At 70.9% G+C, this 11,981-nt stretch carries 11 protein-coding genes; 8 read left to right on the top strand and 3 right to left on the bottom strand.

Annotated features, from left to right (window positions below; genetic code table 11):
* The first annotated feature begins 224 nt into the window (after window positions 1–224).
* Window positions 225–2,675 carry a primosomal protein N' gene (locus tag RJ05_RS32335; protein ID WP_228789161.1) on the top strand — a complete coding sequence of 817 codons (2,451 nt, stop codon included), beginning with the start codon at window positions 225–227 and terminating at the stop codon, window positions 2,673–2,675.
* A 308-nt stretch (window positions 2,676–2,983) separates the two neighbouring features.
* Here the strand turns inward: RJ05_RS32335 and RJ05_RS14915 are convergent, their stop codons facing one another.
* Complete coding sequence (locus RJ05_RS14915; RefSeq protein WP_036537810.1) at window positions 2,984–3,829, bottom strand: NAD(P)H-binding protein; 846 nt, start codon at window positions 3,827–3,829, stop codon at window positions 2,984–2,986.
* Window positions 3,830–3,901: 72 nt separating this feature from the next.
* Between RJ05_RS14915 and RJ05_RS14910 the strand changes: the two genes are divergently transcribed.
* From RJ05_RS14910 to RJ05_RS14880, 7 genes are all read left to right on the top strand, one after another.
* On the top strand, window positions 3,902–4,480 hold the full coding sequence (locus RJ05_RS14910; protein ID WP_036537809.1) for a TetR/AcrR family transcriptional regulator: 579 nt from the start codon (window positions 3,902–3,904) through the stop codon (window positions 4,478–4,480).
* Window positions 4,481–4,629: 149 nt separating this feature from the next.
* On the top strand, window positions 4,630–5,289 hold the full coding sequence (locus RJ05_RS14905; protein ID WP_036537808.1) for a PadR family transcriptional regulator: 660 nt from the start codon (window positions 4,630–4,632) through the stop codon (window positions 5,287–5,289).
* Window positions 5,290–5,384: 95 nt separating this feature from the next.
* Window positions 5,385–6,377: an esterase/lipase family protein gene (locus RJ05_RS14900; RefSeq protein WP_036537807.1), complete on the top strand. Its 993-nt coding sequence runs from the start codon at window positions 5,385–5,387 to the stop codon at window positions 6,375–6,377.
* Window positions 6,378–6,534: 157 nt separating this feature from the next.
* Window positions 6,535–7,077, top strand: coding sequence for a peptide deformylase (def, locus tag RJ05_RS14895; RefSeq protein WP_036537806.1), 543 nt, complete (start codon window positions 6,535–6,537; stop codon window positions 7,075–7,077).
* Complete coding sequence (fmt, locus tag RJ05_RS14890) at window positions 7,077–8,000, top strand: methionyl-tRNA formyltransferase (protein ID WP_036537805.1); 924 nt, start codon at window positions 7,077–7,079, stop codon at window positions 7,998–8,000. Before def ends, fmt begins: the two co-directional genes overlap by 1 nt.
* 752 nt (window positions 8,001–8,752) lie before the next feature.
* Window positions 8,753–10,048, top strand: coding sequence for an RsmB/NOP family class I SAM-dependent RNA methyltransferase (locus tag RJ05_RS31755; RefSeq protein ID WP_036537804.1), 1,296 nt, complete (start codon window positions 8,753–8,755; stop codon window positions 10,046–10,048).
* 205 nt (window positions 10,049–10,253) lie between these two features.
* Window positions 10,254–10,601, top strand: a complete 348-nt coding sequence (locus RJ05_RS14880; RefSeq protein WP_036537803.1) for an MmcQ/YjbR family DNA-binding protein — start codon at window positions 10,254–10,256, stop codon at window positions 10,599–10,601.
* Here RJ05_RS14880 and RJ05_RS14875 read toward each other — a convergent pair whose 3' ends face one another.
* Both RJ05_RS14875 and RJ05_RS14870 read right to left on the bottom strand, forming a co-directional pair.
* Window positions 10,602–11,513 (bottom strand): RNA polymerase sigma factor SigF, encoded by a 912-nt coding sequence (locus RJ05_RS14875; protein WP_085996212.1) that lies wholly within the window; start codon window positions 11,511–11,513, stop codon window positions 10,602–10,604.
* Window positions 11,513–11,935, bottom strand: a complete 423-nt coding sequence (locus tag RJ05_RS14870; RefSeq protein WP_036537802.1) for an ATP-binding protein — start codon at window positions 11,933–11,935, stop codon at window positions 11,513–11,515. The genes RJ05_RS14875 and RJ05_RS14870 overlap by 1 nt, the downstream gene beginning before the upstream one ends.
* Between the last annotated feature and the right edge of the window lie 46 nt (window positions 11,936–11,981).

Here is an 11,981-nt window from a genome sequence, read left to right as displayed (position 1 = left end):
CCCGATCTACGCGCCGACCGCCGCCTACGGCCACTTCGGCCGCACCGACGTCGACCTGCCCTGGGAGCACACCGACCGCGCCGACAAGCTGCGCGCCGCCGCCGGCCTGTAGCTTCCGCGCCCGGGTGGACGAACTCGCGGCCGAGCACACCCCCGGCGACGAACCGTCGCCGGGGGTGTCGGCTGTGTCGGGGGCGTCCACACCATCCGATCCGGGGCTCGCGCTGCCGATCGCGCGGGTACTCCCACTGCTGACCCCGGCGCACCTGGATCGCGATTTCGACTATCTCGTTCCGCCCGAGTACGACGAGATCGCGCAGCCGGGCGTGCGGGTGCGGGTCCGGTTCGCCGGTCGCCTGGTCGACGGCTATCTGCTCGACCGGCTCGCGGCCAGCGACCACACGGGCAAGCTGGTGCCGCTGGATCGCGTGGTGTCGGCCGAACGAGTCCTCACCCCGGAGATTCTGCGCCTGGTCACCTCGGTGGCCGCCCGGTACGCCGGCAGCCGCGCGGACGTCCTGCGCCTGGCGATCCCGCCACGGCATGCGCGCACCGAGAACGGGGGGACCGCGCAAGCCAAGTCGGCCAAGACAACCCCGGTCACGAATAGTGCTGCGGGCGAAGACGATACGTCCGCCGCCGGATCGGATATCGCACCAGCTGTCGACAGCGCCGCTCGGACCGATGACGACCTCCGTTCGGCGCCACCGGACACCGACGACGGCGGTGAACGGCAGCATGGCCTGCGCGGCGATCGGGCCGTGGCAGAGCAGCATCCGACGCACAGTGCCCCCGGTAGCTCGACGACGTCGAAAACCTTTCAGGCCGAGGCGATTCCAGCGGCCGCCACGCACAATGTAGCCAGCGGCCGGTCGCACGGACCAGGCGGTTCGGACGGTTCGAGTGTGCCGGATGACCCGGATGCGTCGCCTGGGCCTGGGCGGTCGCGCGCTCCGCACGAGTCCCCCGGCCCCGACGCATCGCCGAGCCCGAGTGGACGGCCCGCCGAAGCGACAGCGCCGGAAGCGGTGGCTACCCCCGCCGGGCTGTTGGACCGCGCCGGTGTCGATCTCGTGTCCTGGAACAGATACCTGCACGGTGCGAGCTTCCTCGAGGCACTGGCGCACGGCCGGGGCGTGCGGGCGGCGTGGCAGGCGTTGCCGGGGGAGCAGTGGGCGGTGCGGTTGGCCGAGCTCGCGGCAGTCGTGGTTGCCGGTGGGCGTAGCGCGGTGCTGATGGTGCCCGATCAGCGGGATCTGGATCGGGTGCTGGCCGAATGTCAGCGGCTGGTGGGGGACAAGGCGGTGGGGTTGTCGGCGGGGCTCGGGCCGGCGGCCCGGTATCGGCGCTGGCTGGCCGTGCTGCGCGGGTCGGCGCGGGTTGTCGTCGGTACGCGCGCGGCGGTATTCGCACCCGCGCAGGACCTCGGCCTGATCGCGCTCTGGGACGACGGCGACGACACCTACGCCGAACCGCGCGCCCCGTACCCGCACGCCAGGGAGGTGGCGATGCTGCGCGCGCACGAAACAGGCGCGGCCTTCGTGGCCGGTGGGTTCGCGCGAACCGCCGAAATCCAGGCGGTGGTCGACTCCGGCTGGGCCCACGATCTGGTCGCCGACCGGGCGACGCTGCGCTCGGCCACGCCGCGGATCAGCGCGCCGGGCGATACCGATCTCGCCTTGGAACGCGACCCTGTCGCGCGGGCGGTGCGGATTCCCGGAGCGGCGTTCGCGGCAGCCCGGTCCGCGCTGAAAGAAGGCGCCGGGGTCCTGGTCCAGGTGCCGCGGCGTGGATACGTGCCCGCGCTGGCGTGCGGGAGGTGCCGGACGCCCGCACGCTGCCGGCACTGCAACGGGCCTCTCGCATTGCCCGAGCGCGGGCCGGCTGGTCCGGAATCGTCCGAGGTCGCCCACAGCCCCGCCTGCCGCTGGTGCGGGCGCACCGAAGCCGGTTTCCGTTGCGCCGCTTGCGGTTCGCGGGCCCTTCGGGCGGTGGTGATCGGGGCGACCCGCACCGCGGAGGAGCTCGGGCGGGCGTTCCCCGGTGTGCCGATCCGCGGGTCCGGCGGCGGCGCCGTCCTCGACATCGTGGAACCCGGGCCGCAGGTGGTGGTCGCCACCGTCGGCGCCGAACCCGTGCTGCCCGGCGGCTACGGCGTCGCGCTGCTGCTCGACGGGTGGGCCCTGCTCGGCCGCGCCGATCTGCGCGCGGCCGAGGACGCTCTGCGCCGCTGGATGACCGCCGCCGCCCTGGTGCGCCCGCACGGCCAGGTGCTCGTGATGGCTGAACCGTCGATTCCGACGGTTCAGGCCCTCATCCGCTGGGATCCGATCGGGCATGCCCGAGCCGAGGTCGACAGCCGGGCGGAGGTCGGCTTCCCGCCCGCGGTCCGGATGGCCGCCGTCGACGGCACCAGCGAGGCCATCACCGAACTCCTCGCGGCGGCAACCCTTCCGGAGTCGGTCGACCTGCTCGGCCCCGTACCGCTGCCGCCGTTCGCTCGCAAGCCGTTCACCGGCGATTCGCCCGCCGAGGTCGAACGCATCCTGCTACGCACGCCCCGCCGCGATGCCTCGGCGTTGTCGCGGTCCCTCACCGCCGCCCAAGCCGTCCGCAGCGCGCAACGCTCCGACGCCCCGCTGCGCGTGCAGATCGATCCCGTCGACATCGGTTGATCGTCACCCGGCAGGTGCCGTCGGCCGGCTGTGCGCGGACGCCGGCCCGTCGGCACATCGACTGATCGTCGCCCTCGAGTTGCCGTCGGCCGGTGTTGCCCTGTACCGAGTCCACGGCAACCGGCGCCGACGCCCGGAGCGGCCCCTCGCGTTCGGCAACGCGAGGGGCCGGTTCGCTGACCGCTGTGATGAGCCGGCTGTCCTCGGCCCGCTCGGTTCATCGCGCGCGCCGGGCCGGAGCACTACCGTCGAACTCGCGGTAGCGGTGCTGGGCCGGCGGCGGACCGGATGGCCTGGGCGACCTGGGCTCAGCGGAACGCGTCGATATGCGCCATCGCCCAGTCCTGGAACGGCCGGGCCGGCCGGCCGAGCACCCCCGTCACGTCGGGACTGATCCGCCGTTCCTCGTCGGTCGGGGCGCCGAGGATGTCGAGGGTGGTCTCGACCACCGGTTCGGGCATGAATTCCAGCATCTGCGCATGAGCCTGCGCCCGGGTCTGTTCGACGAACCGGACCGGCTCACCCAGGGCGGAACTCAGGGCCTGCGCCCGCTGCCGCGGCGAGCTCAACTCGGGCCCGGTGAGGGTGTAGACCTGTCCGGCGTGCCTGTCGGACTGCAGGGCGGCCGCGGCGACCTCGGCGATATCGCGCGGGTCGACGATCGGCAGGCCGACATCTCCGAACGGCGCCGCCACCGTCCGGGCGTTGCGCACCGAGGGCGCCCAGGCGAAGGCGTTCGAGTGGAAAGCTCCCGGTCGCAGGATGGTCCACTCGAGGCCCGACTGCCGTACTGCCGCATCGAAGGCCTGGGCGACGGCGCCGTGGGAGACCGAGTCGGGCCGGGTGGCCACGCCCTGTGACGACAGCAGCACCACGCGGCGGACTCCGCCGGCCTTGGCCACGTCGAGGATGTCGGCCGGGCGCATCAGGTGCGCACTCATGCCCGTGTCGTGCAGGAACAGGGCCTCGGCCCCGTCGAGGATCGGTCGCAGGCTCTCCGGCTCGGTGACGTCCGCCTGGCGGACCTGCACTCCCTGCGCCACCCTGCCGGGCTCGACAGTGCGCGACACGGCCGTCACGTTCGCGCCTGCTGCTGCGAGGGCGCCGACCAGCGGGGTGCCGACATTTCCGGTTGCACCGGTTACCACGATCATGTGAAGTACTTAGTTAGTTGACTGACTAACTCACCGTAGCGGACGTATCGCCGCGTGTCTACAGTTAGTTGTATGACTGACTCACAAGTTGCGGTGAAGGCGGGAAAGCGCCAGCGTCTGGTGGATGCCGCCGTTCAGGTCTTCTACGAGCGCGGTATCGAGAAGACCACCATCGCCGACATCGCGAAGGCGGCCGAGGTGCCGGTCGGCAATGTCTACTACTACTTCAAGACCAAGGATCAGCTGATCGAGGCGGCGGTCGAAGCGCATCGACACAGGCTGGGGCATCTGCTCGCGGAGCTCGATGGCCTCGGAACTCCGCGCGAGCGGCTGCGAGCGCTGATCGCCGGCTGGGTCGATCTGCGTGATCAGGCGGCGCGGTTCGGCTGCCCGTTCGGCACACTCGCCTCCGAGATGGACAAGCGCCCCGAGGTGCTGGACGCGGAGATCGCCGCCACCATGCGGGTGCTGGTGGACTGGGCGCAACGGCAGTTCGAGCAGATGGGCCGGGCGGATGCCGCCGAACTCGGTGTCGCGTTGATCGCCGCCTATCAGGGTATTTCGCTACTCACCAACACTTTTCGCGATCCCGGCTTGATGCGGGCGGAGGGGGATCGATTGGCGCGCTGGATCGATTCGCTGGCCGCCTGAGCGGTCGGCGGTGTCGGCCCGCTATCCGGTGAAGTACCGGAGGGCGGGCCGGCGGTGTGCGGCAGATCTCGAGCGGAGGGTTGTCATGGATAGATTGCCGATATATCGTTGATAGTGTTCAAACACATCGGAGTCTGAGGAGGCTCGACATGGAAAACGCAGAAACGCATCGAGGACATGGCCGTCACGGCGGCAGGCAACGACCCGGATTCGACGAGTGCGGCCCGCGCCGCGGACAGTTCCGACGCGGCGGACGGCACGGCTGGGGTCCGGAATTCGGCCCGGGATTCGGTCCCGGTTTCGGGCCGGGCTTCGGCCCCGGTTTCGGCCGCGGACGTGGGCGCGGCGGTCGCGGCAGGCGCGGTGACGTCCGCGCGGCCATCCTGCTGCTACTGACCGAACGCCCCATGCACGGTTACGAACTCATCCAGCAGATCCGGGAGCGCAGCGACGATCTGTGGCGGCCGAGCCCGGGATCGATCTACCCCGCGCTGGCGCAACTGGAGGACGAAGGCCTGGTGCTCATCGAGAAGGTCGCCGGCCGCAAAACCGCCAAGTTGACCGAATCCGGCACCACCTACGTCGAGGAGCATCGCGAGGAGCTCGGTGACCCGTGGGCCGACGTCACGCAGGACGTCGGAGCGCAGGCGATGGATCTGCGCGCGTTGGTCGGGCAGCTCATGGGCGCGGTCGCTCAGGTGGCCGCTGCCGGTACACCGGAGCAGGCGGCCAAGGCGGCCGATGTGCTCACCGAAGCCCGCCGTTCGCTCTATCGCATCCTGGCCGACGACGAGAGCCCCGAAAAATAACGGGGTGGTGAATACCCCGTCCAGGGCGCGCTTTTCGCGCGGATCGGGTAGATCATTGTGATATGGAACAAACACGCGGTTTGTGGGGTCGGGGAATGTCACAACGGGGTCGCGCCGCGCTCGCGGGCCTCGCGGCACTCGCCGTGCTCATCGGTTCGGCGACGGCACTATCCGGGTCGGCAGGGGCCCAGCCGCCCGGATACCGGCCGCCGCTGGTACCGACCGCGTCGGCGCCGCCGCAACCGGACCATCTGGCCGCCGCGCTGTACATGAAATCGCATCCGGACGCCGTCCCGGAGCGCACCAATGATTTCGGCTGTACCCCGACGCCCGCCCATCCGCGCCCGGTCATCCTGGCCCACGGCACCGACGCCAGCGCCTATTCCGACTGGTCGGCCATCGCGCCGCTGCTGGCGTCCGAAGGGTACTGCGTGTTCGCGCTCAACTACGGCGGTAAGCCCGGCGCGGTCAGCTTCGGCACCGAGGACCTGCGGCTGAGCGCGCATCAGATCGGCGGCTTCGTCGATCAGGTGCTCGCCGCGACCGGCGCCGAGAAGGTCGATCTGGTCGGCTTCTCGCAGGGCGCCAACGTCACCCGCTACTACATCAACAAGCTCGGCGGAGCCCCGAACGTGGGCCGCTGGGTCGGGCTGGCCTCGCCCAGCTACGGCGGGGTGATGTACGGGCTGGTGCCGATCGCGCAGGCGATTCCGGGCGTGCTGGAGGCGTTCGCGCAGGTCACCTCGCTGGCGGCGGTGCAGCAAGCGCAGGGCTCGCCGGTCATGCTGGAACTGAACGCCGGCGGCGACACCGTGCCCGGCGTGCACTACGTGACCATCGGCAGCCGCGTCGACGAGATGATCCAGCCGTTCGAGAACATCGCCCTGCACGGCCCCGGCGCGGAGAACGTCGTGATCCAGGATCGCTGCCCGGCCAACCTGACCGGTCACTTCCACATGGTGTACGACCCGTTCGTGATGCAGCTGTTGCTGGAAGCTCTCGATCCGGCAACGGCGCCCACCCCGGTGTGCGAGCCCGTGCAGCTCGGTACCGGCATCCCGCAGGTCGTCATCGGCGGCAATATCTGAGCCGAGCGGGAGACGGCCGGACGGAGGGCTCGACACCCCGCCCGGACCGCACCGGATTTGTACCAGCAATCGGTCGCGGCATCCGGGATCTCCGGCAGGCCCGGCGTGCTCTCTAGAATGGGGCGACCGACTTTCCTCCGTACTCCCGGGAGCCGCCGTGACCATTCAGCCCGTTCGCCTGTTCGGCGACCCCATCCTGCGAGCTCGCGCGGCGGAGGTCACCGAATTCGATCGTGAGCTGCGGCAGCTGGTCACCGATCTCACCGAGACCATGCACGACGACGGCGGGGTGGGCATGGCCGCTCCGCAGATCGGGGTCGGGTTGCGGGTGTTCGTCTACGACACCGGCGACGCCGCTGGCCACCTGGTCAATCCCAGCTGGACGGTGCTCGGCGAGGAGGAACAGATCGGGCCGGAGGGCTGCCTGTCGATCCCCGGCCTGCGCTATGACACCCGCCGCGCGCTTCGGGTGCGGGCCACCGGCGTGGATATGACCGGTGCGCCGGTCGAGTTCGATGCCGAGGGGCTGCTGGCGCGCTGTGTGCAGCATGAGACCGATCACCTCGACGGCGTGCTGTTCATCGACCGGCTCGAGCCCGCCGACCGCAAGGACGCGATGCGCTCGATTCGCGAATCGGACTGGTTCGCCGCCGGGATCACGGTGCGCCCCAGCCGGTCGGTCGCCGAGCGGAGCCGCTGATGCGGATCGTGTTCGCGGGCACCCCCGAACCCGCGGTGCCGTCGCTGCGGCGGTTCATCGACTCCGCACGCCATGAGGTGGTCGCGGTGATCACCAGGCCCGACGCCGTCGCCGGACGTGGGCGCAAGGTCACCCGGTCGCCGGTGGGCAAGCTGGCCGACGAACACGGCATCCCGGTGCTCACCCCCGCGCGTCCCGCCGATCCCGAATTCGTCGCCCAGCTCACCGAATTGGCGCCCGACTGCTGCCCGGTGGTGGCCTACGGCGCGCTGCTGCCGCAACAAGTGCTCGACATTCCGCGCTACGGCTGGATCAACCTGCATTTCTCCCTGCTGCCCGCCTGGCGGGGTGCGGCCCCGGTGCAGGCGGCCATCGACGCGGGCGACGAATTCACCGGCGCCTCCACCTTCCAGATCGAGGCCGGACTCGACACCGGCCCGGTCTTCGGTGTGGTGACCGAACGCATCGCCGTCACCGATACCGCGGGTGAGCTGCTGGATCGGCTCGCCGACAGCGGTGCGGTCCTGCTGGAGAAGACCCTCGACGGCGTGGAAGACGGGACCCTGCAAGCGGTTCCGCAGCCTACCGAGGGTGTGTCCTACGCGCCGAAACTCGCGGTGGAGGCCGCGCGGGTCCGCTGGGATCAGCCCGCCCTCGCCATCAGCCGCCGCATCCGTGCCGTCACCCCCGCACCCGGCGCCTGGACCGTCGTCGCGGGCAACCGGCTCAAGCTCGGCCCGGTCGAACTGGTCGAGGACGAGCTGCCCGAGCGGCACATCGAGGTCCGCAAGACCGGTGTCTACGTCGGGACCGCGACGACCGCTGTCCGTCTGAATCAGGTGCAGCCCCAAGGTAAACGCATGATGGCCGCCCTCGACTGGGCCCGCGGCGCCCGCCTCCAGCCGGGCGCGGTGGTCGAATGAACGACAACGATCGCGACCGTTCCGGCGGCGACGAGCGTCGTCGCGACAAGCCTGCGGGTGGTCCCGGGCGGGGCGAACGATCCACGATGCCTGGGGATTCCGCTCGGGGTTCCGGCGCTCGGGGTTCCGGCGAGCACCGCAACGGTGCAGCGCGGCGCGCGACCGGGAACCGGGATTCGTCGAGCGGTGGACGTGGAAGACCGCAGTCCGGCGAGCGGTTCGGTGGCCGCGGGGGTTCGGGCGGCTCGGGATCTGGACGGGGCGCATCGCCAGCAGGCGGGCGGTTCGATGATCGCCGTGGCTCAGGCAGCCCGGGCTCGGGTCGAGGCGCAGCGCAGGCGCGCGATCGCTCCGGTGAGCACCGTGGTGCCGATGGCTCGAGCCAGGGACGCGGCGCCTCGCGAGCCGGTGAACGCCCTGGTGACCAACGTGGTTCGGGCGGCGGGCGGGGCGCAGCGCGGGCGGGTGAACGTTTTGGTGACCGTGGTTCTCGCGGCTCGGGTGGAGGATCGCAGGCGGGAGATCGCCGTGGTCCGGGCGGTTCGGGTCGCGGTGGTGGATCGGGGACGGGGGAACGCTTCGGTCAGCGACGTGCCTCCGACAGCTCGGGCCGCGGGCGCGGTGCAGCTCGGGCAGACTCCGGTGGCCGCCGGAATACCGGCGGCCCGCGCGGGGCGACAGGCGGGCGGGCGCAGGATCGGAGTGGGCGTCGGCCGACTGTCGATCCGGCGCGGGAGGTCGCTCTCGAGACCTTGCGAGCGGTGCGCGAACGCGACGCCTACGCCAACCTGGTGCTGCCCGGGTTGCTGCGCGAACGCAGACTCGAGGGGCGGGACGCGGCGCTGGCCACCGAGCTCGGTTACGGCGCATGCCGTGCGCAGGGTGTGCTGGATGCGGTGATCGCCGAATGCGCCGGACGCGACGTCGCCGATATCGACGGCCCGCTACTCGACATCCTGCGCCTGGGCGTCTACCAGCTGCTGCGCACCCGCATCGGCGCGCACGCCGCCGTGGACACCTCGGTGGCGCTGGCGCGAGCCGAATTCGGTTCGGGCAAAGCCGGTTTCGTCAATGCTGTGCTGCGGCGAGCGGGCGAGCGTGATGCCGCCGAATGGATCGAGCTGCTCGCCCCGCGTGACCCGGTCGGCCATCTGGCGTTCGAGTACGCGCATCCGACGTGGATCGCGCAGGCCTTCGCCGACGCGCTCGGCGCGGACGCGGCCGAACTCGCCGACGCCCTCGCCGCGGACGACGCACGCCCCGCTGTGCATCTGGTGGCCAGGCCCGGCGATATCACCGCCGAAGAACTGGCGCTGGTCACCGGCGGCGAGGAGGGCCGCTGGTCGCCGTATGCGGTGTATCTGGAGGGCGGTGATCCCGGCAAGCTGGAGCCGGTGCGCGAAGGTATGGCCGCCGTGCAGGACGAAGGCAGCCAGCTGGTCGCGCTCGCCCTCACCCGTGCCAAGCTCGACGGTCCCGACAACGGCCGCTGGCTCGACCTGTGCGCGGGCCCCGGCGGTAAAGCGGCGCTGCTCGGCGCCCTCGCCGCTATCGACGGGTTCCAGGTGGACGCGGTGGAGCCGGCCGAACACCGCGCCGAACTCGTCCGGAAAGCCACCGCCGATCTCCCGGTCCGCGTGCACGTGGCCGACGGCCGCGACAGCGGACTGGCTCCCGGTTACGACCGCATTCTGGTCGACGCACCCTGCACGGGCCTGGGTGCGCTACGCCGTCGCCCGGAAGCCCGCTGGCGTCGCACGCCCGCCGACGTCGCCGAACTGGTTGTCCTGCAACGCGAATTGCTGGCCGCCGCCTGGGAGCTGCTGCGCCCCGGCGGGGTGGTCGTCTACTCGACCTGCTCGCCGCATCTGCCGGAAACCGTGGCCGTGGTCGCCGACGCCGTCCGCCGCACCGGCGCCGTTCAGCTCGACACCCGCGAATTGGTCCCCGGCGTACCGGAGCTCGGCCCCGGCCCGGGCGCCCAGCTCTGGCCGCATCGCCACGGAACCGACGCGATGTTCCTGGCGGCGCTCCAGAAACCGCTGTAGGAGGGGATTGCGCTCGGGCTCGGGCGGGTGCCGTCGCCAAGGATCGCGGCGGACCGGCCCGGGCGCCCAGCGTGTGCCACACCGTCACCGCACCGACCGGGCCGACTGCCGATCGAGGTCGAGCCGCCCGGACCGGCAGATCAGGCGATACCGCATGCGACATTCGTCCAAGTCGACGCATGCTGTGCGGGGCACACTGAACGGTATGGCGATCGATTGGGCAGGCGTGGTGGCGCTGGCGACGCAGTTGCCGGGCGTCGAGGAGTCGACCTGGTGGCGTGGGCCCGCGTTGAAGGTGGGCAAGAAAGGGTTCGCGCGGCTGCGGGTGGAGGCCGAGGGCGGGCTGGTGTTGCTGTGTGATCCGGAGGAGAAGGAGGCGTTGCTGGCCTCGGGGGACCCGGCGTACTACACCACCGCGCACTACGACGGCTACCCCTACATTCTCATCGACCTCGACCGGGTCGACCTCGACCAGCTGCGGGAGTTGCTGGATGCGGCCTGGTGGTTGTCGGCGCCGGCGAAATTGCGCAAGGAGCGCGAACGCGCCGGCTGACTACTCCCGCGCGGACTGCTCCCGCAGCCGGGCAAGGGTTTTCGCCAGGATGCGCGAGACATGCATCTGTGAGATGCCCATCTGCTGCGCGATCTGGGTCTGGGTCATGGACTCGAAGAACCGCATGGTGAGGATCCGGCGTTCGCGTTCGGGCAGCCCGTCCAGCAGCGGCCGGATGGCGACGTATTCCTCCACCCGGTCGAACTGGGATTCCTCTTCGCCGAGGGTGTCGAGCAGCGAGGCGTCGGTATCGCGTCCCGCGGAGGCCGCGTCGATGGAGGTGGGCTGGTAGGCGTTGCCGGCGATGACGGCCTGGGTGACCTCGTCGGGGTCGACGTCGAGTTCGGCGGCGATCTCCTTGGCGGTGGGCGAGCGGCCCAGCGTCTGGGAGAGCGAGTCGACCGCGGCGCCGATGCGCAGATGGGTTTCCTTGACCCGTCGCGGCACCCGCATCGCCCAGGTGTTGTCCCGGAAATAGCGGCGGACCTCACCCATGATGGTGGGCACGGCGAAGGACAGGAAGTTCGAGCCGCGTTCGACATCGAACCGGTCCACCGCGTGCACCAGTCCGACGCGCGCGACCTGGGTGAGGTCGTCGAAGGGTTCCCCGCGTCCGCTGAACTTGCGGGCGATGTGGTCGGCGAGCGGGATGCACCGGTTGATCAGCTCGTCACGCAGGGACGTGTAGGCATCGGTACCCGCCTCGGTGGCGGCCAACCGGGTGAACAGCGCCGCGACATCGTCGTAGCCGGAGACCTGGCTCGCCGTTTCGATGGTTTCCTCGTCGGTGCCGGTGGGCTGCTCGGCGCCGTCGGGGGCCTGGTCGGTGGGGCCGGCGGATTCGGGCTGGTCGGTCGTCTCGGGAGCACCGTCGTTGTCTGCGGGGTCGAGCACGGTGTCCTCGTCGCGCACTACGCCTTCCCCCGGACGCGACGGAATTCGACCGTCGTGGGGTACCCGGAGACGGCCGGATCGAAGGGATCCTGGGTGGCTTCCACCGAATCGGTGAGAGTCCGAAGCACATGCCAGCCGAAGCTGCGCTGGTCGGGCAGGCCCTCTTCGGCGGCGACGCCGGAGACCCGGACCTGCAGTTCGAGATCGCCCACGGTGAACCGGCAGTGCAGACTGCTCTCGGGTGCGGCAACCGCGATCAGGGCCGAGCACACCTCGTCCACGGCCAGCCGAATGTCGGCCACTTCGTCCAGGGTGAAATCGCTGAGCAGGACCAGCGTTTCGGCGAGCCCGCGCACGATCGGCAACTGACTGACCGATGCAGCGACCCGAATCTCCACCGGGGTGCTGTAGAGCCCCTGTTCCGCCGAAATGTTGATCACGCCATGAGGCTACCCACTCCTGGCCCCGGCAACCCAACCGCGGCTG

Source organism: Nocardia cyriacigeorgica NBRC 100375 (genome assembly GCF_000308555.1).
Lineage (GTDB): Bacteria > Actinomycetota > Actinomycetes > Mycobacteriales > Mycobacteriaceae > Nocardia > Nocardia cyriacigeorgica.
Note: the sequence above shows the minus strand (reverse complement) of the source record. Positions and strands in the feature narration are given on the sequence as shown.